The following is a 21,403-nucleotide window of genomic DNA, read 5'->3' on the forward strand; positions in this document are numbered from 1 at the left end:
GCAACGTGTTCTTCTTTGCAAAGTTAGTTGAGGCCGTGCCCACGGAAAGCGAAGTAATTAGTCGGAGCATTGCCAATATACATCTAACATTTCAAAATAACTACTTGGCTTAACGCAGTCATTGCACCGATTTTATACTTTCTTAACTTATAAAAAAGAGCTTGAATTTTTTCAAGCTCTTTACTAGATTATTGTCTTCTATTTTTGGAATTTATATGGACTTCTTTACTAACTTGTTTCATTCTTTCAATAATACGACCAGCTTTGACTTGCTCTACACCACTTTTCGTTTGAGCAAGGTGATCTTCCAGCTGCCCCATACTATAATTGGAAGTGAAAAAAACTGGGAGTCCTTCCATCATTCGATATTGTAGCAACGAACCGAGAATCTCATCTCGAAACCAGGAAGATTGCATTTCCGCGCCAATATCATCAAGCATTAAAACATCTGCTTTTTTGAAGTAATCCAATTTTTTATTAACGGTATCGTCTTTCATCGAGGATTTTATCTCGCGTACAAACTCTGGCATATAAATGAGTGTAGAGGAAATATGAAGTTCTTTTAATTTATTAGCCAATGCTCCTAAAAAATATGTTTTTCCTACTCCAAACGGGCCATAAAAGTAAATACCTTTTTCAGGTATTCCAGATTTTGCTTCTTCAACAAATTGCAACAAGTCTCGGACTGCCTTACTACGTTTTGGATCTGTATCGATATCATCAATAGCTGCTTCTAAGATTTGCTTAGGCATGTATAAGCTTTGCACTAACTTTTGTTGCTCTTGTTGTCTCTCATGATCTATACGAAGATGGCATTTTTCATAAGATAAATGTATCTCTTTTCCCTCTACATATAGATTTGGAGAATATCCCTGAAGCATATTTTTACATTCAGCGAAGCAAGTACAATTATCACACTGTTTTGATTGTGACTTGTATTCATATAGTTTCATTAAGTTTTTATCAATTTCAGACTGTGGTAATTGAGGATGCTGAGATAGAAATACCGATATTTCAGGGTCACTTAAAATTTCATGCTTAATTTTTGTATAGTTTTCTTGAAAGTTATTATTTCCCCTCATCCACTTTTTTAGTGAAGATTGTACTGGCTTCATTTCAATCATCCTTAATCATGCTTATTTATTGTTACTAGAATATCGCCTTAGCAATTCCTCTAATTCACGCTGTTCCTTCGCTTCGTCGATTTCCTCTTCTTTGGTAGCAGTCGCCTGTAGTTGTTTTTTCTTTTGCTCTTTAAACCAGTCTGGAATAACCTCTTTTTTGTTTCTTACACCATAACTACTATTGGTTTTTTTAACTTTTTGGTAGCTATCTTTTTCTTTCTTTGCAAATGCCATAGCCTCTTTTGCAGTTTGTAAATTCGCTCTTGACCAATGACTGGCAATTTTTTCTACATATGCTTTAGATAATTTCATATTGGATTGCAGCAAAACGTAATGAATTAACACATTCATAACTGGTGATGGCAGACCTTGTGACGTCATAATATCACGAATCAATCGCAAATCTTGCTCTGAAGCATGGTTCCCGCTAGATAAATCTTCTAGCAATTGTCTAGGAGAAATGGTTTCTAATTGCTCAATTAATTGCTCCTCTTTAGTGAGTGGCTGTTTGGATTTTGAAGTAGCGTTTTTCATTTGACTTGTTTTAGCTGAAAGTCTTATATTATTCCCTCTATACTTTTGCTTAAATACATCGTGACACGCCGCTTTAAACTCTTCTGTGTTTAAACAATTTTCCTCCGTTAAAGCCCATAATACCGATTTTTCAATATCATGGGACTCTAAATTATACAGAAACATCATTTGCGAAATGAGTTTTCGATTTTGAGTAGTAAGTACTTTTCTTATAGGTATCATACGCTGTTTTAAAGCATGCTCCATCCACGAGAAATCTACATCCAGCATATCCAATTCAGCTTCTTCCACATCCATATTTTCTTGCTGGTACGATGGTGTTACCGTTTCAAAGACATCCTGGAACGTAGCTGTAATGTTTACACCAAAGGACTCGTTTGGTGATGGAGTGAAATGCTGCTTTAAAAATTGAAATTTATCATTACCTATATGATGATACAGCAGCTGTGAAAGCATTGGATCTTTAAAAAAATGCGCTGGTGAAAATAGCTGTTGTAATTCATACGTAAAAACATTATTCGACCCTTCCGATCTTTTAAATGTTTTTAACATTCCAATTGCTTCTAGTTTTAATCTGGCGCTATAGATCTCATCTAATGGTAAATTTAAATAATTCATCAATGTATGGTGTGTTTGGGGTTCTGATTTATTAAGCTGTAATTCGATTTCATGAAGAAGTGTTTGATATAATGTGACCGCTTGAATTCCAATTAACGGTTGGTACAAATGCGTTAGGGATTTAGCATAATCTACCGGTAGTGTTTCTTTAAGTACAACATAATATCCTTCAACAGGTAAAATCTTTCCTATCCTGTTCACCATTGCTCTAATCCTTTCATTTAAGCATATAATGTTTATTTATTCTCTGTATTAATTAAGTCTTTTAATTCATCAAGAAAAACGCTAATATCTTTAAATTGACGGTACACAGAAGCAAAACGAACATAAGCTACTTCATCCACTTTTGAAAGTCGATCCATAACCCTTTCGCCTACCTCTTTACTATCAATTTCTGATACTCCTTCATTACGCAGTTCTTTTTCTACCTCAACTGCAATTTCCTCTATTTTTTCTAGTGGAACCGGTCGTTTTTCACAAGCTCTGATTAAGCCTCGTATTAATTTCTCACGATTGAATTCTTGGCGCACTCCATCCTTCTTTACAACAATTAAGGGAACATCTTCAATTCGTTCAAATGTTGTAAATCGAAAGCCACACTGCTCACATTCCCTACGTCTACGGATGGATTGTCCTTCTTCAATTGGTCTCGAATCTAGTACCTTTGTGCTTTTGTTATGGCAATTTGAACACCTCATACCGTTCAACCCCACTCCTCATGTCTACCTATGCATGTCTTGTTTTGTAATGATTGGTAACTCTTTACTTATTTCGTTATAAAGTCGCTGTATTACCTTTGTACTATAGCCAAAATCAAATGGTAAAATCGATTCCGTAGTTACGGAAAAATCTATTGCAGTTTGATAGGGACGTACCATTATAATAGTTGCAATGATAAATGCCTTTTTTCCCTTTTTTATATTTACACTGATTTCACCATGTTCTTTCGATATTGAATGTAGTTGATACGTATCAGAACGTCTGAACATATCTTCTAGCGTACCCATTCCTTTATCTCTGGTTGTTTTATAATAATGTGTTTGGAGTGAGGTATCCCAATGGTTATCTCTAGTTTCAGCATGGTTGCTAAAAAATTTGGCCATCGTATTTCGTAACGACATTCTCAACACCCCAATTGCGTATATTTTTCATATGTATAGTATTACTATATTAACATGTTTTGCTTAAAACCTCTAACAGAAATAATTCGCTGTTAACTTCATAGTTTCAGAGAACAAAAGCCCAAGCGCTCGATTAGAAACGTAGTGACTGGAGCGAGGCAACGGAGATAAAGGTATTACGGTGAGCTTGCGAGCCGATGATAACTTAGATTAGGGTGATTCGTGGAGTCGCCTCGTTTCTGAAGCTGGACGTAGCTCAACACGCGCCTATTTATCCACACGACTAATTTTATAATTTCTTAGACAGTAAAAAAGGTCGATATTCTGCTGCAAGTTCCACAGACCATCGACCTTTTTGTACTTATTGAACTATTCATTAAGCCTTTTTACGACTTTCCTTTATATTAACAGAACCTAGCCCTCGTGGTATTTCAACTTTTTCAAAACGCTTTGCCTCAAGTGCATTTGCAATATACTGAGCCGCTATATTCGGATCGATAACCTCCCCGCATGTGTATACATCTATACTCGCATACCCATGTTCAGGAAAGCTATGAATCGTTAAATGCGATTCTGAAATAATGACTACACCGCTCACGCCATGTGGGGCAAATTTGTGAAAAGCAACCTCACGAATCTCAGCTCCTGCTTTTAAAGCAGCATCCACAAAAATTCGTTCGATTAAACGCATATCATTTAATTTATTAACATTGCACTGCCAAAGTTCCGCAATAACGTGCCTTCCCATTGTATCCATGTATTTATCCCCCTCATGGTATTGTTTCTTGAAGCCCTACTTTCTGCCACGGGGGAAAGTTAGTCCGATGAGGTCCTAACCCTTTAAGCAGAAAAACAAATTAATCAAGAATACAACGAAAAGTATAACCTGTTTCACAGACATTTGCAATATTTTTCACATTGCTTAGACAGTACATGTATATGCGCTAATGAACATTCCAGTTAGCTAATTTGCGCTTGTTTTTGATAAAGGTAACTTCCAACATACTTTGTTAAATCGATCACTCGTTTGGAGTAACCCCACTCATTATCATACCAAGCAAGAACCTTTACTTTATGATTATCCATTACCATCGTAGATAAACCATCAACAACTGCTGAAAAATCAGTTGTAGTATAATCAATTGAAACCAATGGTTCTTCACTATAGCTAACTATACCTTTAAAATCTGTTTCTTGAGCTTGTTTAAAAATATGATTAACCTCTTCAACCGAAATGGAATTCTTTACATCGACAACCAAATCAACTAGGGATACATTAGGTGTTGGTACACGTAATGCCATTCCATGTAATCTTCCGTTTAAGTGTGGGATTACTTCTCCTAGTGCCTTCGCAGCACCAGTAGACGTAGGAATAATAGATTGTGTGCAACCCCGAGCTCGTCTAAGATCCTTGTGCGGGTTATCTATATTCTTTTGATCATTTGTAAATGCATGCACTGTGGTCATTAATCCATTTTCAATTGAAAAATGGTCGTCAATTATTTTGACAATCGGTGCTAAACAGTTTGTTGTACATGATGCATTTGATATTACATCATCCTTTTCTGGATTATATACTCCTTCGTTTACTCCCATAACAATAGTTTGATCAACTTCCTTACCAGGTGCAGTAATCACTACTTTTTTCGCTCCAGCACGAATGTGCCCTCCTGCACTTTCTTTCGTTTTAAATTTTCCTGTTGCTTCAATAACAATATCGATATTTAACTCATCCCACGGTAAATTTTCAGGAACACGAGAATTTACAAGTTTAATTTTCTTATCACTAATCATAATTCCTTCATTAACCGCTTTCACTTCTTTATCAAAAATACCGTGAACACTATCGTATTTAATAAGATGCGCCAGTGTCTCTGCAGGATAACTTGCATTTATAGCAACAACTTCAAGTTGTTCATCCAAAATCGCTTGACGAAATACCATTCGTCCGATTCGTCCAAATCCATTTATAGCAACACGAGTTTTATTCATACAAAGTCCTCCCACTATAAGTTATACTTTTTCTCTTTATTTATTAATTAGTATAACACATTAGGAGGTATATGTGTGTTTTATTTTAGATTTATCCAGATATTTTAGTTTTCAAACAATTAACCAAAGGTATTAATGTGTTTGAGATTAAAAAAGAGCAAGAACAAACGTATGTAATATTGTGAAATTTAAATCAGTTGGGGTAAGCAATACCTCAACTGATTGTTAGTGGAACCAATCGGACATTTACTGGCAATCGATCCATATTGGGTTCACTTTATTGCTTAAAGTGGGGATCTTACTGCCAGTAAATACGAGATCCATTTATAAGCCAAACAACATAATACCGACCCTCGGAAGTTAGATTTTTCACTCTAACTTCACGGGGTCGGTATCAATCCGTTCGACTTTAGTTATGAAATGATGATTAGCTCCATTTAGTAATGGAAAATATCTAGACGACTCCTTGAGGGAAAAGGGCACGGTAAGATCTATACTGAATGAGAAGTATTTACCGCTACATTACTCAAGCACTCCTCTCATACTACACAAATCGGTTATAATTTTTTAGAAATGTAGGGTTTCTTTACAAGTTAACGAATTCCCCAAGTACGTAAGATTTCCTCCAGTTGTTCATAAGAAGCATGTTTTGTTCCATTGTTATCAATAACAGCATCTGCCATAGCAGCTTTTTCTTTAACAGGTATTTGTGAAGCGATCCGCTGCTTGGCTTCTTTCTCAGAATAACCATTTCGCTTCATCAGTCTTTCGATTTGCACATGCTCATCAACATAGACAACAATTGTTTTATCAACTAGATAGGCTAGTTTGCTTTCAAATAGTAGTGGAATATCTAGAACGACACACGCTGCTCCCGCTTTTACATAACCTTCTTTTCGCATTAGCATTTTTTCTCTTACGGCCGGATGAACGATATCGTTTAATTGCTTTCGCTTCGCTTCATCTGCAAAAATAATTTCGCCTAATTTTTCACGATTGAGCGTTTTATCCTCTCGTAATACCTGTTTGCCAAAGGCTTCAATGATTTGATCGTAAGCTATCTCTCCCGGATTAACCACTTCTCTTGAGATTTTGTCGGCGTCGACAACTGGTATGTTATGATCGTCAAACATAAGGGATACGGTACTTTTACCACTAGCAATACTTCCGGTTAACCCAATAATTAGTGCCATGTCCTCACCTCTTTAATAGTTGGCAGGTTGTACAGATATGAGTGCCTCGTCCACCTATCTTCATTTTAATAATTTGTTTACCACATTTTTTACATGCCTTATCCTCTTGTCCATAAACGAATAACTCTTGTTGAAACATCCCCATTTCTCCTTGACCATTTACATAAGAACGTATCGTTGTCCCACCCTGTTTTACTGCTTCCTGAATGGTTACAATTGCCTGTTTGCGAACTTCTGTAATTTCTTTATGCGTTAGCTTATTAGCTTGCCGCAATGGGTGAACTCCTGCACGAAATAATGTTTCATCAACATAAATATTTCCCAATCCAGCGACAATTCCCTGATCAAGTAAGGCCGATTTAATAACTCGTTCTGTTTTTTTTAATTTATTTATAAAGTAATCCGTTGTAAATGCAGGATCAAAAGGATCTGGCCCTAATAAGTTTAATGGTTTACTTTTCATTTCTTCCCCTTTTTTGAAAAGGTGCATTGTTCCAAACTTACGAACATCATTATACCGAAGCTCTTCCCCATTCGTAAAAGAAAAAATAATATGGGTATGTTTCTTTAGTGGTTCAGACGACTTCGTAACACGATATTTACCTTCCATCCGTAAATGTGAAACTAATACGTAATCATCTAATTGGAATAATAGAAACTTTCCTTTCCGCAAAATATCATGTATTGTCTGTCCAACAAGTTCCATTTTAAATTGTTCCAAGTCATCAGGCCGTTTTATTATTTTTCCCCAATGAACATCAACATGATCGATTGTTTTATTTAAAACGAACTGTTTTAACGTTTTTCTAATCGTTTCAACTTCTGGTAATTCAGGCATCTTATTATCTCCTTATTTTGCATCAAACCAGCTATCACCAAAGGCATAATCAACCTTTAATGGAACCATTAATTCTACAGTGTTTTCCATCATAGCTGGGACTATTTCTTTTAGTTTTTCTATTTCTGATTTTGGTGCTTCTAAAATGAGTTCATCATGAACTTGAAGCAGCATACGTGCCTGTAGTTTTTCATCTTTTAGCTTTCCATGCAGGTCGATCATCGCTTTTTTTATAATATCAGCAGCACTTCCTTGAATCGGCGTATTCATGGCAGTCCTTTCGGCAAAGCTCCGCAAATTAAAATTCCTACTTGTGATTTCTGGTAAATACCTTCTCCGATTCATCAATGTACTTACGAAGCCTTTGTGCTTCGCTTCTTGTACGATTTCATCCATATATGTTTTAACACCCGGATAGCTCTCGAAGTATCGCTCAATGAATTGCTTAGCTTCCTTCCTTGTAATTCCAAGGTTTTGAGAGAGTCCATAATCACTAATTCCATAAACAATACCAAAGTTTACAGCTTTTGCTTGACGGCGCATATTAGCAGTTACTTCGTCTTTATCAACATGGAATACATCCATCGCTGTTTGTGTGTGGATATCTGAGTCATTTTTAAAAGCAGCAATCAATTTTTCATCTTTAGCAATATGTGCTAATACCCGTAATTCTATCTGTGAGTAATCAGCTGCAAACATAACCCAATCCTCATTTGCAGGTATAAATGCATGACGTATTTTTCTACCTTCCTCTAAACGAATAGGTATGTTTTGCAGATTTGGATCAATGGAGCTTAACCTGCCAGTTTGCGTTAACGCCTGGTTAAATCGGGTATGGATTTTATTAGACTGTTTATTTACTACTTTTAATAAACCTTCAATATACGTAGATTGTAACTTTCCAAGCTGACGATATAACAACAGCTTTGGAATTATTTCGTGCTCACCTTGCAGCTGCTCTAAAACATCAGCAGCAGTAGAATAACCTGTCTTCGTTTTTTTTATAACAGGAAGCTTTAGCTTTTCAAATAGGATAGGGCCTAGCTGTTTGGGAGAATTTAAATTAAATGACTCGCCTGCCAATTCATGCACTTCTCGCTCAAGATCCGCTAATCGCTCTTTTAAATCAGTACGCATTTCTTCCAAACGATCCGCGTCCACTAAAACTCCGGTATGCTCCATTTCTCCTAAAATTAATGCTAATGGCATCTCAAGCTCTTTAAACAGCTCATATTGTTCGTTATCTTTTAGTTGTTGTTGCATCGTATCTCTTAAGCTAAACAATATGTTGGCTTTTCGAGCTACATGCTCCGCTAAAATATCCAATTCCGGTACCTTTTGTTTAGCACCCTTACCATACACTTCTTCATCAAATAGACAATCAGCCTGTCCCAGTCGGTTCGCTATCGCGGGAATATCGTGATTATTCTCAGATGGATTCAGTAAATACGATGCTAGTAGCATATCAAAGATTATGCCTTTTGTATGAATGTCATACCTCAGCAAAGAAACCAGTGTTTTTTTCGCATCAAATACGACCTTATGTTTACTCGCATCCTCCAACCAATTTTTAAATGCTTCAGAATTCAAGGCATTTTCAGTGGATATAAAGTAGGCATTGTCCTTATTGACTATACCAAACCCTTCAATTGCTGACTGATGGTAGTTTTCTCCTAGCATCTCTATAATCAATGCCTCTTCACCTGTAAACGTATCATTAGTAACGTTTGATAGAATAGTGTAATCTATTTCTTTCTTTGGAACATGATTACTTCCTACTTCTACTTCTCCTCCGTCAATTCGATTTAGTAGGGATTGAAAGCCTAGTTGCTTAAAAATATTAGTTACATTGTTTTGCTGATAGCCTTTGTAAGGAATATCATCTGTAGAAATAGTTATAGGCGAATCTTGATTTATTGTTACTAGCTCTTTACTCATAAATGCGTCATCTTTATGCGTAATGAGCTTTTCTTTTAATTTCTTACCACCAATATCATCAATATTTTCGTAGACTTGTTCTAAGGTATGAAATTGTTTTAAAAGTTTTACTGCAGTCTTTTCTCCAACACCAGGAACACCGGGTATATTATCCGATTTATCACCCATTAATGCCTTTAAATCGATAATCTGATCTTGGGTGATTTCCATTTTCTCTTTTAAAAATTGAGGTGTATATCGTTCAACATCACTAATTCCCTTTTTCGTCAAACTAACAGTAACCTTGTCGGAAACAAGCTGTAACAAATCCTTGTCACCAGAAATGACCGTTACATTCCATTCATCTGGTGTTACAAGCTTCGATAACGTTCCGATGATGTCATCCGCTTCATAATTCTCCAGTTGGTAATGGGCAATTTCAAATGCGTCCAATACTTCCTTAAGTAATGGAAATTGTTCCGATAACTCCGGTGGTGTTTTTTGGCGTCCCCCTTTATATTCTTTATATGTAGCATGTCTAAAGGTTGTTTTACCTGCATCAAATGCTACTAACATATGTGTTGGCTTTTCTTCTTCTAGTATTCTTAACAGCATTGTGGTAAACCCATATACAGCGTTCGTGTAAACACCTTTATCATTATTTAATAATGGCAACGCAAAGAATGCTCGATAGATAATACTGTTCCCGTCAATTAAAACCAGTTTATTGCCCATCTTCTCGCCTCCGTTAATTTCTTCATTAACCATATTTTATCATCCTAGCTTCATAAAGTGAAACGACATTCTCTATGTAAGCATATAACAGAAAAGATTACTGCCTTCCTTATCATTTTGTTCTTTCTTACTATGATGTGACTTCTTTCTAAACAGCTCTAAAAAAGAAGAAGATGGGACAAAACAAAACTTCATTACTCAAATACGAATAATCATGTTATCAATAGGAGCATCACCGACGCATCATGAAAATATACTCGCTTTCCGCGGGAACGGCCTTAGCTAACTTGGTAAAGAAAAACACGTTACCAAGTGGAGCTTCGAACTCGTGCTGTTCCTGCTAGATAAGGAAGGCTTCGGCAGCGATACATCGGCGCAGAAAAACGTTCTTCTTTTGAAGGAGCATTGCATTTTCAGGTGCTTCATTAATTATTCTAAGAACAAAAGCGCAAGCACCCGATTAGAAACGTAGCGAATGATGCGAGTCAACGGAGATAAAAGAATCACGGTGTGCTTGCGAGCCGAATTAGATTAGGGCGATTCGTGAAGTCGCCTTGTTTCTGGGTGCTGGAGCTGGGCGCGGCTCAACACGCCCCTATTTATCCACATCGGCACATTTTATACTTTCCTAGACCACCAAAAAGCGAACGATAATTAGTTTTAACTAATTATCGTTCGCTTTTTATTGTTTATTCATTACTTTTGTCGTATGCTGTTAGTCATCTATTCTCACCTTTGGTAAATACACAGTTACAGCTGTCCCTTGCCCAGGTTCGCTTTCTATTTGTATGTCTCCGTCATGAACCTCAACAATATGTTTAACGATGGCGAGGCCAAGCCCTGTACCACCTGTATTTCTACTCCGTGCTTTATCTACCCGGTAAAAACGCTCGAAGATACGAGGAAGTGCATCTTTTTCAATCCCAATTCCAGAATCTTTCACTTGAATACTAACGGTGTCATCACTTCGCTTTACTTCCAAGTTAACTCTACCTTTTTCGGGGGTATAATTAATAGCATTATCTAATAAGTTAATCATAATTTGTTTTATTTTTTCCATATCTGCAGTTAATTCTAACCCCTCTTCTACATCAACAGAAAATGATAGGTCCTTTTTTTTCATCTTATGTTCTACAATTAGCTTAACTTCTCGAACGAGCTCCTTCACATTAAATGTCGTTAAAACCAATTGAAAATTTTCTTTCTCCAGCCTCGAAAGTATTAGTAAATCCTCTATTAACAGCTGGAGGCGATGACTTTCTTTATAAATAATTTCTAGAAATTCCTTGTTATCTTCTGAATGTGGCATGGAGTTATCCAAAAGCGTTTCAGCGAATCCTTTAATAGAAGTAATCGGCGTTTTTAACTCATGGGATACATTTGCTACAAAATCCTTACGCATTAATTCAAGCTTCTTCATTTCTGTAATATCGTATAAAACTAACACAGCTCCTTTTAGCATATTTCGATCATTAAAAATAGGAGCACCAACGATTTCAATATAAAACTTATCAATTCCTTTAAAATGCGTGAATTCCTCTTTTACATTTCGTTCGTATAAGAAGGTTTTTTGGACTGTTTCATGGATAATTTCATTGTCCAACACATCATAATATAAATAACCTTGATAATCCTTTGCGGTTAATCCGAATAACGAAATAAATTTACCGTTAACGAAATGGATGTAGCCTTTTGAATCAATTAAAACGAGCCCACTTTGTGTATTTTCTATAATCGTAGACAGCTGTTCAGACTGCATTTGTTCTTGAATAGATAATTCGCTTAAGTTCCGCGCTAACGAATTGATCTTATTACTTAACATACCAATACTGTCTCCACTTGGGTGATGAAATCTAGCACGGTAATTACCTTTAACAATCTCATCCACAGTCTTCGTTGCTTTTTTAATTGGTTTTATAAATCTTTCATGAAAATGAAGTAAAAACAGTAATAATATTATAAATTGAATGAATAACACTGCAGTTAGCGTAACATAGTTTCCTAGTAATACGCTTAATAAAATTCCTGTTATCGCAACAACCATAAAGATTCCGATAACATAACCAAAAATTGGCTTCCTAAATAAAAATTGCATTAACTAGGGTCCTCCATTTTATACCCCAGACCCCTTACCGTTTTAATATAAACAGGTTTTTTAGAATCTGGTTCTATTTTATCGCGAAGATGAGAAACATGAACATCCACAATTCGCGTATCACCAACAAAATCATAATCCCAAACACCGCTAAGCAGTTGATCTCTAGAGATGACTTTCCCTTTATTTTTCGCCAGATAGTAAAGGAGTTCAAACTCCTTTCGCGTAAATGTAATTACTTTATCATTCATTTCTGCCTCGTATCTCTCAGGATAGACTGTCAAATCTCCAATTTGTATATAAGAAAAATTTGATTTCTCTACTTTATTCGATCTTCTTAATATCGCTTTTATTCGTGCTATTACTTCCTTCGGACTAAAAGGCTTTGTTAAGTAATCATCAGCGCCAAGCTCAAGTCCGAGCACCTTATCAAACTCTTCATCCTTTGCAGTTAACATTAAGATTGGTGTATCTATTTTATTGTTACGCAAATACCTACAAACTTCCATTCCATCCATTTCAGGAAGCATAAGGTCTAGAACAATTAAATCATAATCATTTCCTTCAGCTTTCTTTACAGCCTCTGCTCCATCATAGGCAACATCGGTAATAAAGCCTGCTTTTTCAATATTAAAGTTTAGTAATGTAACAATCGACTTTTCATCATCGACAATTAAGATTTTCTCGTTCATGTACAGTCCCCGTTTCTGTTCGCAAGTAGAATATTTGGTACACCTTTCATCTTACAATGAATAGTAGTTAATGTGAACAAGTTAGGAGTTTGTAAATTATTTTTTACAAAATCAAAAAGAAATACTACCCCTCTTTAGAATAGTATTTCCTAACATTAGAAATTATTAAAAAAAGTTTTCTAATGATTTTGCAGTCAATGAATTAGGTTTACAAGCTGGACTTACATACAGCTTACCGCGAACGACAATCTCATTTTCATGATTCGTTCCAGTCACACTCATAGCAACTTGCTTGTTCTGGTAATCGATTGCAATTACTTCTAACGTAAAAGCTACTGTTGTACTATGGTAAACTGGAGCAGGAAAAGTCATTTCATGTTGTGTAATGTGGCTACCAGGTCCCGGAAGAGACATAGATACTAATGATGAGACCATGCCAAATAACATAACAGATGGTACAATCGGCTTTTCATAAGCAGTTAATGATGCATAATCATGTTGAAGATACAAAGGGTTTGCATCACCTGTTAAACCTAAATATAATAATAAATCCCTATCATCCATTTTTTTCGTTTCCGAGTAAGTATCTCCCACTTGAATTTCATTTAATTCTTTTCCTAATGGTCGTTTCTTACCTAGCATAACTACACCCCCGTAATGTAAGCGCTTTCTATTATAACAAAAACTCAGCTATATTACCACTTTTTACAGATAAAACGAGCGAAGAGCCATAAAGAAACATAGCTAAACAGAGTAATATCTAAAGCCGAAATAATCCTTATTCTATCATCGCATCGCAAACGGAAGTATGGGGCAGCGGGGTCTAGCTACGTGACTAAGCAAAATTATTGTAGTTGCGTAAACCTGCAAATTCATGCTGTTTTCCGCAATTCGTAGGTCGGCTCGGCTTTGATTAACGGACCATTGTATCCATGCTTTGGCAGTAATCATCACTATGTCGAAAAAGGGGAATAATAAAACACCCTCCAAGTGTCAGATTGTATTTTTTAATCTGTCTACTTAGAGGGAGCATTCAGTATAACTTCGTATCCTAAGATTGTGCTCTTTTTATATATACAATAATTAATCTAATATGTTTAAAACATTTTTAACAGAGTCAGCTGATTTATCTAAAGCTGCTTTCTCTTCATCTGTTAATTCTAACTCAATGATCTCTTCAATTCCTTTTCCGCCTAGCACAGTAGGAACACCTAGGTAAATATCAGAATAGCCGTATTCACCTTCTAAATATGCAATTGCTGGAAGAACGCGACGCTGATCCTTCAGAATAGCCTCGGCCATAACTGTTAATGATGCAGCAGGAGCATAATAGGCACTTCCATTCCCTAATAGACCGACAATTTCTCCCCCGCCTTTACGTGTACGTTCCACAATTGCATCTAAGCGATCCTTCGAAATTAGCTTTTCTAATGGAATTCCACCTGCATAGGAATAACGAATTAATGGCACCATGTCATCACCGTGTCCACCTAACACAAATCCAGTAACATCTTTAACCGATAAATTAAGTTCTTGGGCAACAAATGTACGGAACCTTGCTGTATCAAGTACACCAGACTGACCAATAACACGTTCTTTTGGAAGACCAGATTCTTTAAAAATTGTATAAGTCATGGCATCAACAGGATTTGTTAACACTACAATATACGTTTCAGGCGAATAGTTAACAACTTCTTTTGCAACGGATTTCATGATTTTAGCATTTGTATTAACTAAATCATCACGGCTCATACCTGGTTTTCGAGCAATTCCAGCTGTAATGATTACCAGGTCAGAGTCTTTTGTATCTTCATAATTTGATGTTCCACTAATGGAAGCATCAAAGCCCTGTACAGGACTAGCTTCTAGCATATCAAGGGCTTTTCCTTTTGTTGGGTCTTCCATGTTTGGAATATCAACAAGGACTATATCTCCTAGTTCTTTTTGAGCTAGCATTAAAGCAGTAGTTGCCCCTGTAAAGCCTGAGCCAATTACAGATATCTTACTTCTCTTTATAGCCATTTAAAAAATCCCCTTTGTGTATTAGTCCATGTTTTTAATAAGTTCGTTACCAAATTCTGAACATTTAACCTCTGTTGCACCATCCATCAAGCGAGCAAAATCATAGGTTACCACTTTAGAAGCAATTGTTTTATCCATTGCATTTGTAATAAGATCAGCTGCTTCTCTCCATCCTAAATGCTCTAACATAAGAACAGCTGATAAAATAACAGATGACGGATTTACTTTATCTAACCCTGCATATTTAGGAGCTGTACCATGAGTAGCTTCAAAAATAGCATGACCTGTATCGTAATTAATATTAGCGCCTGGTGCTATACCAATTCCACCTACTTGTGCAGCAAGTGCATCTGAAATGTAGTCCCCATTTAAGTTCATTGTCGCTACAACATCAAACTCATTTGGACGAGTAAGAATTTGTTGTAGGAAAATATCAGCGATTGCATCTTTAACTAAAATTTTACCAGCTGCTAATGCATCATCTTGCGCTTTGTTAGCTGCATCTTTTCCTTCTTTTTCAACAATACGATCATACTCTGCCCATGTAAATACTTTATCACCAAACTCTTCTTCTGCTACTTCATAGCCCCAAGCTTTAAATGCACCTTCTGTAAACTTCATGATGTTACCTTTATGTACTAAAGTAACACTTTTACGCCCTTCATTTAATGCGTATTGAATACTTGAGCGTACAAGTCGTTTTGTACCTTCTTCAGAAACTGGTTTTACTCCAATACCAGAAGTTTCCGGGAATCGGATATTAGAAACGTTCATTTCATTTTTTAGAAACTTAATCACTTTCTTAACTTCATCCGAGCCTTTTTGCCATTCAATTCCAGCGTAGATGTCCTCCGTATTTTCACGGAAAATTACCATGTCCACATCTTCTGGACGTTTAACTGGTGACGGAACACCTTCAAAATAACGAACTGGGCGTAAGCAAGTAAATAGATCTAATTCTTGACGAAGCGCTACATTAAGAGAACGAATTCCTCCACCAATCGGTGTTGTAAGCGGACCTTTAATCGCAATCTTATATTCATTAATTTTATCAAGTGTATCCTTTGGTAACCACTCACCTGTTTTGTCATAGGCTTTTTGACCAGCATAAACTTCTAACCATTCAATTTTTTTCGTTCCATTGTAAGCTTTCTCAACCGCAGCTTCAATTACTTTACTAGCAGCAGCCCAAATATCCGGACCAGTACCATCCCCTTCAATAAACGGTACAATCGGTGTATCTGGAACATTCATTTGTCCATTTTCTACAATAATTTTTTCCCCTTGTGTCATAGCAATCGTTACCTCCTATAATTCATTCTGCATCTATAGTTTAGCAAAGAATTACTTATGTGAAAATCTTTGCTTGCTACCAAACTAGTAGTGATGTTGTTTCTTTCCCCTCATAACGGCATAAAGATTACGCTAATAACACGATATTAGCGTTTGTCTATAGCTACATATTCGGGCGATTTTGGACCAATGTAATCAGCACGAGGGCGAATTAATCGGTTATTATCGTATTGTTCAAGAATATGAGCTAACCATCCCGAAACACGGCTTATGGCAAATATCGGTGTAAATAAGTCGTGGTCTATTCCCAAGCTGTGGTATACAGAAGCCGAATAGAAATCTACGTTTGCAGGAAGCCCTTTATGCTCTTTAATGTAATCTTCAATTTTAACGGACATATTATACCATTTCGGTTGACCAGTTAATTCTGTGAGCTGTCTTGACATTTCTTTTAAAAACTTGGCACGTGGATCACCATTACGATAAACGCGGTGTCCCATACCCATGATTTTCTCTTTGCTTTCTAGTTTTTTCTTAATATATGGTATAGCATTTTCCTCTTCGCCAATTTCGGTTAGCATTTTCATAACACCTTCATTGGCTCCCCCATGAAGTGGGCCTTTTAAAGCACCTATTGCAGCAGTAACGCCTGAGTAGATATCAGATAACGTTGCCACACATACACGAGCAGTGAATGTGGAAGCATTCAATTCATGATCTGCATGAAGCACGAATGCTTTATTAATTGCTTCTACTTCGACATCTTTTGGTTCTACACCGTTAAGCATATACAAGAAGTTCTCGGAGTAACTATATTCTTTTTTTGGCTTAATAGGGTCTTTACCCTGACGAATTCTTGCAAAAGCAGTAACAATTGTAGAGATTTTCGCTTGTATACGGATTGCTTTCTTCTTATTGACTTCCCTCTCCATGACATCTGCCTCTTCATCATAAAGCCCTAATAAAGAAATAGCAGTTCGCAGCGCTGCCATTGGGTGAACAGAAGAAAGATCATAGGATCGTAGATGATTAAGTACTGCATCAGGCAATTCCATATTTGCAGCAAGCTCTTTTTTCATAGCATCTAATTCAGTTTTTGTTGGAAGTTTTTGATTCCATAACAGGTAAATGATCTCTTCAAAGCTCGAATTCTCGGCTAAATCATCAATCTTATATCCAACATATGTCAGCTGGTCATCTATGATAGAACTAATTGACGATTGAGTTGCTACAACTCCTTCAAGGCCTTTCGTTGTTGCTGTCATAACAAACCCTCTCCTTTATTAATTATTCAGGATATTATCTTTTTTTCGACAATATTCTTACAAAATTATAATTATCCCCATGGATAATTATAAAGTATTATGAATCTAATGTGAATTGAAACCGATTAATTTTACCAATAAATTTTACAAGAACCACGTATTTCTTGCAAAAAATGGATTTACTTCAATAAATATTCCCCAAATTTAAATTCATATAAAGTGAAGCTTCAATCCTTAGGGTTTTGTTTACCCCCCAAGGTTTTACCACAAGAGGTATGACCTAAAGGCCTTTGAACCACTCGGACATTTACTGGCAGTCGATTCCCACTTACATATCGCTTGATTGCTTAAAGTCAAGGTCAGTTATATGTAGAAAAAAAGAAAACCAACGCTCGTTTGTACAATGAACATCGATTTTACTAATTTATACGTCTATTCCTCATTAAAATTTCATATGTAATTAAAAGAAGCTATTAGAATTCTATAAAAATGAGGTTACATTATGTACAAGCCAATTTTATTTCAAACATTACGTTTTTTTATTGTTGCTATCGTCTTCATTGTTTTGTGCATCGTTGTTACGAAAAGCTTTGCATATTTATACCCTTTAGTGATTGCAATACTTCTATCAGCTCTAATAAATCCAGTAGTATCAATCCTTGAAAGAAAGCTGAAATTCCCTAGAATGCTAGCAGTTACCTTTATCATGATTATAATCATTGCCACTCTAGGGGGTATTCTACTATTCATTTTTTCCGAGCTATTACAAGGCACACAATTTTTAGCAGATGAGATACCACAGCATTTCCAAACAATTAGTCTCTTCGTAACAGATTTTATTAATAACACCATCATACCATTATATCAGAAAATTATTTCTTATGTTCGCATGTTAGACACTTCTCAACAATTAGCGATCAGTGAAAATATAAAACAGTTTGTTACTAATCTTACTGCAAGCGGAACCACTTTTGTACAAGATCTACTCTTCAAGATACCAGCTTTCATTACTAGCTTACCTAGTTCTATCACTGTCATTCTCTTTATTCTTCTTGCGGTTTTTTTAATTACAAATGATTATGACAGCCTAAAGCATCTTTTAAAGAATTTGAGTCCAAGCTTCGCCAAGCAACCAATGGCTAATATCGCGAGACATTTAAAAAGAACAATATCTGGATATATCAAAGCTCAATGTATTCTTGTATTGATAACTGCTTTACTCGTTTATGTTGGTTTATTACTATTAAACATCGAACATGCTTTTACAATTGCACTCTACTCGGCAATGATGGACATCCTCCCATATATTGGCTCGGGAATTATCTTTATTCCTTGGATGGTCTACGTATTCCTAATTGGTAATTATTCTATGACTATTAGTTTAGCTATTCTATATGGTTTAATTATTATTATTCGTCAGTTTATTGAGCCAAAAATCCTTGCTTCAAGTATGGGACTTCACCCTTTAGCAGCATTAATTACATTGTTTGTAGGTATACAGCTTTGGGGCGTAGTTGGATTTATACTAGCGCCTGTCTTCTTGATCATCATAAATGCATTACATCAAGCAGGTACATTTCAAGAAATTTTGCAGTTTATTAAAGGCTAATATTACCATCTACGGTAGATTATCTTTCGATTTGTAATCAATCGTTTTATAAATTGCTCTATCTTTTTCCTAAACGGTCTCCGTGTTGTTGGGATTACTAACATAAACCCAATAAAATCTGATATAAAACCTGGCGTTACTAATAAAACAGCACCAATTAAAATACAGATGCCATCAATAATGTAGCCAGTAGGCGCTTCTCCTTTCTGCATAGAAAGTTGTGCGCGCTTCCATGTTTCAATACCCTGTTGCTTCGCTAATAAAAACCCTACTGCACCAGTTAGTAATATTAATAGAACAACCCACCATGCGCCTATCATACCACCAACCCATATAAATACACCTATCTCTAACGCGGATAATAAAAACGCTATCAACAAAAACCAACGCATAGATTTAGCTCCCTCTACAAAGTATTGTCATAATATGATACGAATTAAAGAAAAAAGTAAACAGTGAAAAAGGATTATCGTCCTTTTTCACTGTTTCTTCGTTAAAGGACTCTTGTATGTCCTTGATAAATATCACCTTTTGCGCCATCAATTGTAATATCTTCTGCATTTTTGATAACATCAAATACGTTTTTAACACCTACAACAACCGGAATACCAAGGCTTAAACCAACAACCGCCGCATGAGAAGTTAAGCCACCTTCTTCTGTTATGATGCCACTGGCTTTTTCAATTGCTGGCATCATTTCTCTGTCTGTACCATATGTTACTAAAATATCTCCTTCTTGTACTTGCCTCACTGCTTCTTCAGCAGATTTCACAACGACTGCTTTGCCATATGCACTTTTTCTCCCAATTCCTTGTCCCTTTGCGATAACGTCACCTATCACGTGTACCTTCATCAGATTTGTTGTACCACTCTCACCAACGGGAACTCCAGCTGTAATGATTACTCTATTCCCGTGTTCAACAATCCCTGATTGCAATCCACGCTCAACTGCGACATCGAGCATTTCGTCCGTTGAATTTGCTCGATCACCCATTACTGCATGAATTCCCCAGACCAATGCTAGTTGACGATTTACTCTTTCTGAGAAGGTTACTGCCAATATTGGTACCTGTGGACGATATTTGGAAATCATGCGTGCGGTATGCCCACTCTCTGTTGGTGTAATAATGGAACTAACAGACAAATTCATTGCCGTATGCGTAACCGACTGACTAATAGCATCTGTGATTGTCATATCAACGTGTTTGGATCGATCTCGTAAAATAGAATGATGATCTAAACCAGTTTCTGCTTTTATTGCAATATTGCTCATTGTTTGTACCGATTCAACTGGATAATCACCAGCAGCGGTTTCTCCTGATAGCATAATTGCGTCCGTACCATCGAATATAGCATTTGCAACATCAGATGCCTCTGCTCTTGTGGGACGTGGATTTCGTTGCATAGAATCTAACATTTGCGTTGCTGTAATCACTGGTTTACCTGCTGTATTACATTGTTTAATTAATTTTTTCTGTACTAACGGCACATCTTCAGCAGGAATTTCTACTCCCAAATCTCCACGTGCAACCATTAGTCCATCGCTCACTTCAAGAATACTGTCGATATTATCAACACCTTCTTGATTTTCAATTTTAGGGATAATTTGTATATGTGTAGCATGATGTTTTTCTAAAAGCTCTTTAATTTCTAATATATCAGATGGACGTCTGACAAATGATGCGGCAATGAAATCGACATTTTGTTCAATACCGAACTCAATATCCTTAGCATCCTTTTCAGTAATACCTGGAAGGTTTACGGATACATTTGGCACGTTTACCCCTTTTTTATTTTTTATTAGTCCAGAATTTAAGGCTGTCGTCTTTAATTCTTGGTTCGCTTTATCAACATCGGTAACCTCTAGTTCAATAAGACCGTCATCTAATAGTATCTTAGAACCTTCGTGTACATCATTTATTAATCCCGGATACGTGATAGAAAAACGCTCAGCAGTACCTTCAACTTCTTTCATGGAAACATATACATCATTACCTTGAACAAGCTCTGCCTTTCCATCTTTAAAGTTCCCTGTACGAATTTCTGGCCCTTTTGTATCTAATAGTATACCTACTGTTTTCCCTGTTTTTTCGGCAGCCTTACGAATATTACGTATACGAGCACCATGCTCTTCAAAATCACCATGCGAAAAGTTTAACCTAGCAACATTCATACCTGCTTCAATCAGTTTTTCTAATTTGTCGATTGATTCCGAAGCGGGTCCAATCGTACATACAATCTTTGTATTTCTCATTTCTTGCTTCCTCCTTAGCTAATACCAATAAAGTAACACTTATTTAAAAGAATTCATTCCCTTAGAGAAACGGTGCTAACGGCAGTTCTTTTATCGTCTAT

The 21,403-nt window shown here is 36.3% G+C and carries 18 protein-coding genes; 1 reads left to right on the top strand and 17 read right to left on the bottom strand.

The window, feature by feature from the left end:
* Window positions 1-188 precede the first annotated feature (188 nt).
* From dnaI to citZ, 15 genes are all read right to left on the bottom strand, one after another.
* Window positions 189-1,115, bottom strand: coding sequence for a primosomal protein DnaI (dnaI, locus tag RVS70_RS08495; RefSeq protein WP_321132858.1), 927 nt, complete (start codon window positions 1,113-1,115; stop codon window positions 189-191).
* 21 nt (window positions 1,116-1,136) lie between these two features.
* Window positions 1,137-2,480 carry a replication initiation and membrane attachment family protein gene (locus tag RVS70_RS08500; protein WP_321132860.1) on the bottom strand — a complete coding sequence of 448 codons (1,344 nt, stop codon included), beginning with the start codon at window positions 2,478-2,480 and terminating at the stop codon, window positions 1,137-1,139.
* Between the two features lie 32 nt (window positions 2,481-2,512).
* A complete protein-coding gene (gene nrdR / locus RVS70_RS08505) occupies window positions 2,513-2,974 on the bottom strand; it encodes a transcriptional regulator NrdR (protein ID WP_026681407.1) in 462 nt (153 codons plus the stop codon).
* 24 nt (window positions 2,975-2,998) lie between these two features.
* Window positions 2,999-3,397, bottom strand: a complete 399-nt coding sequence (locus RVS70_RS08510; RefSeq protein ID WP_026681408.1) for a hypothetical protein — start codon at window positions 3,395-3,397, stop codon at window positions 2,999-3,001.
* Window positions 3,398-3,773: 376 nt separating this feature from the next.
* Complete coding sequence (gene speD, locus RVS70_RS08515) at window positions 3,774-4,154, bottom strand: adenosylmethionine decarboxylase (protein WP_026681409.1); 381 nt, start codon at window positions 4,152-4,154, stop codon at window positions 3,774-3,776.
* A 203-nt stretch (window positions 4,155-4,357) separates the two neighbouring features.
* Complete coding sequence (locus RVS70_RS08520) at window positions 4,358-5,389, bottom strand: glyceraldehyde-3-phosphate dehydrogenase (RefSeq protein WP_026681410.1); 1,032 nt, start codon at window positions 5,387-5,389, stop codon at window positions 4,358-4,360.
* Window positions 5,390-5,982: 593 nt separating this feature from the next.
* Entirely contained in the window at window positions 5,983-6,582 is a 600-nt protein-coding gene (gene coaE / locus RVS70_RS08525) for a dephospho-CoA kinase (RefSeq protein WP_166530171.1), read from the bottom strand.
* A gap of 4 nt (window positions 6,583-6,586) precedes the next feature.
* The gene (mutM, locus tag RVS70_RS08530) at window positions 6,587-7,420 is read right to left on the bottom strand and encodes a DNA-formamidopyrimidine glycosylase (protein WP_166530172.1); all 834 of its coding nucleotides are present in this window, start codon (window positions 7,418-7,420) and stop codon (window positions 6,587-6,589) included.
* 12 nt (window positions 7,421-7,432) lie between these two features.
* Window positions 7,433-10,072: a DNA polymerase I gene (polA, locus tag RVS70_RS08535; protein WP_166530179.1), complete on the bottom strand. Its 2,640-nt coding sequence runs from the start codon at window positions 10,070-10,072 to the stop codon at window positions 7,433-7,435.
* A 715-nt stretch (window positions 10,073-10,787) separates the two neighbouring features.
* Window positions 10,788-12,167, bottom strand: a complete 1,380-nt coding sequence (gene pnpS / locus RVS70_RS08540) for a two-component system histidine kinase PnpS (RefSeq protein WP_121605474.1) — start codon at window positions 12,165-12,167, stop codon at window positions 10,788-10,790.
* Window positions 12,167-12,859 carry a response regulator transcription factor gene (locus RVS70_RS08545; RefSeq protein ID WP_166530173.1) on the bottom strand — a complete coding sequence of 231 codons (693 nt, stop codon included), beginning with the start codon at window positions 12,857-12,859 and terminating at the stop codon, window positions 12,167-12,169. Before RVS70_RS08545 ends, pnpS begins: the two co-directional genes overlap by 1 nt.
* Window positions 12,860-13,024: 165 nt before the next feature.
* Entirely contained in the window at window positions 13,025-13,501 is a 477-nt protein-coding gene (locus RVS70_RS08550; RefSeq protein ID WP_121605475.1) for a MaoC/PaaZ C-terminal domain-containing protein, read from the bottom strand.
* 441 nt (window positions 13,502-13,942) lie between these two features.
* Window positions 13,943-14,881 (bottom strand): malate dehydrogenase, encoded by a 939-nt coding sequence (gene mdh / locus RVS70_RS08555; RefSeq protein WP_321132868.1) that lies wholly within the window; start codon window positions 14,879-14,881, stop codon window positions 13,943-13,945.
* Window positions 14,882-14,902: 21 nt separating this feature from the next.
* Window positions 14,903-16,174 (bottom strand): NADP-dependent isocitrate dehydrogenase, encoded by a 1,272-nt coding sequence (gene icd / locus RVS70_RS08560; RefSeq protein ID WP_321132870.1) that lies wholly within the window; start codon window positions 16,172-16,174, stop codon window positions 14,903-14,905.
* A 146-nt stretch (window positions 16,175-16,320) separates the two neighbouring features.
* Window positions 16,321-17,439 carry a citrate synthase gene (citZ, locus tag RVS70_RS08565; RefSeq protein WP_321132873.1) on the bottom strand — a complete coding sequence of 373 codons (1,119 nt, stop codon included), beginning with the start codon at window positions 17,437-17,439 and terminating at the stop codon, window positions 16,321-16,323.
* A gap of 502 nt (window positions 17,440-17,941) precedes the next feature.
* Between citZ and ytvI the strand changes: the two genes are divergently transcribed.
* Window positions 17,942-19,048 (top strand): sporulation integral membrane protein YtvI, encoded by a 1,107-nt coding sequence (gene ytvI, locus RVS70_RS08570; RefSeq protein ID WP_321132875.1) that lies wholly within the window; start codon window positions 17,942-17,944, stop codon window positions 19,046-19,048.
* A 2-nt stretch (window positions 19,049-19,050) separates the two neighbouring features.
* Here ytvI and RVS70_RS08575 read toward each other — a convergent pair whose 3' ends face one another.
* On the bottom strand, window positions 19,051-19,440 hold the full coding sequence (locus tag RVS70_RS08575; RefSeq protein ID WP_026681421.1) for an FxsA family protein: 390 nt from the start codon (window positions 19,438-19,440) through the stop codon (window positions 19,051-19,053).
* A gap of 101 nt (window positions 19,441-19,541) precedes the next feature.
* Window positions 19,542-21,302, bottom strand: coding sequence for a pyruvate kinase (pyk, locus tag RVS70_RS08580; RefSeq protein ID WP_026681422.1), 1,761 nt, complete (start codon window positions 21,300-21,302; stop codon window positions 19,542-19,544).
* Between the last annotated feature and the right edge of the window lie 101 nt (window positions 21,303-21,403).

It is taken from the genome of Virgibacillus sp. M23, from assembly GCF_034190895.1.
Lineage (GTDB): Bacteria > Bacillota > Bacilli > Bacillales > Amphibacillaceae > Virgibacillus > Virgibacillus salarius.

Coding starts and splice junctions, on each gene's coding strand:
- RVS70_RS08510 (WP_026681408.1), bottom strand. CDS start 3,397: ATGTCGTTACGAAATACGATGGCCAAATTTTTTAGCAACCATGCTGAA.
- mutM (WP_166530172.1), bottom strand. CDS start 7,420: ATGCCTGAATTACCAGAAGTTGAAACGATTAGAAAAACGTTAAAACAG.
- RVS70_RS08500 (WP_321132860.1), bottom strand. CDS start 2,480: ATGGTGAACAGGATAGGAAAGATTTTACCTGTTGAAGGATATTATGTT.
- RVS70_RS08550 (WP_121605475.1), bottom strand. CDS start 13,501: ATGCTAGGTAAGAAACGACCATTAGGAAAAGAATTAAATGAAATTCAA.
- pnpS (WP_121605474.1), bottom strand. CDS start 12,167: ATGCAATTTTTATTTAGGAAGCCAATTTTTGGTTATGTTATCGGAATC.
- dnaI (WP_321132858.1), bottom strand. CDS start 1,115: ATGAAGCCAGTACAATCTTCACTAAAAAAGTGGATGAGGGGAAATAAT.
- coaE (WP_166530171.1), bottom strand. CDS start 6,582: ATGGCACTAATTATTGGGTTAACCGGAAGTATTGCTAGTGGTAAAAGT.
- RVS70_RS08520 (WP_026681410.1), bottom strand. CDS start 5,389: ATGAATAAAACTCGTGTTGCTATAAATGGATTTGGACGAATCGGACGA.
- RVS70_RS08545 (WP_166530173.1), bottom strand. CDS start 12,859: ATGAACGAGAAAATCTTAATTGTCGATGATGAAAAGTCGATTGTTACA.
- icd (WP_321132870.1), bottom strand. CDS start 16,174: ATGACACAAGGGGAAAAAATTATTGTAGAAAATGGACAAATGAATGTT.
- citZ (WP_321132873.1), bottom strand. CDS start 17,439: ATGACAGCAACAACGAAAGGCCTTGAAGGAGTTGTAGCAACTCAATCG.
- RVS70_RS08575 (WP_026681421.1), bottom strand. CDS start 19,440: ATGCGTTGGTTTTTGTTGATAGCGTTTTTATTATCCGCGTTAGAGATA.
- ytvI (WP_321132875.1), top strand. CDS start 17,942: ATGTACAAGCCAATTTTATTTCAAACATTACGTTTTTTTATTGTTGCT.
- nrdR (WP_026681407.1), bottom strand. CDS start 2,974: ATGAGGTGTTCAAATTGCCATAACAAAAGCACAAAGGTACTAGATTCG.
- polA (WP_166530179.1), bottom strand. CDS start 10,072: ATGGGCAATAAACTGGTTTTAATTGACGGGAACAGTATTATCTATCGA.
- mdh (WP_321132868.1), bottom strand. CDS start 14,881: ATGGCTATAAAGAGAAGTAAGATATCTGTAATTGGCTCAGGCTTTACA.
- speD (WP_026681409.1), bottom strand. CDS start 4,154: ATGGATACAATGGGAAGGCACGTTATTGCGGAACTTTGGCAGTGCAAT.
- pyk (WP_026681422.1), bottom strand. CDS start 21,302: ATGAGAAATACAAAGATTGTATGTACGATTGGACCCGCTTCGGAATCA.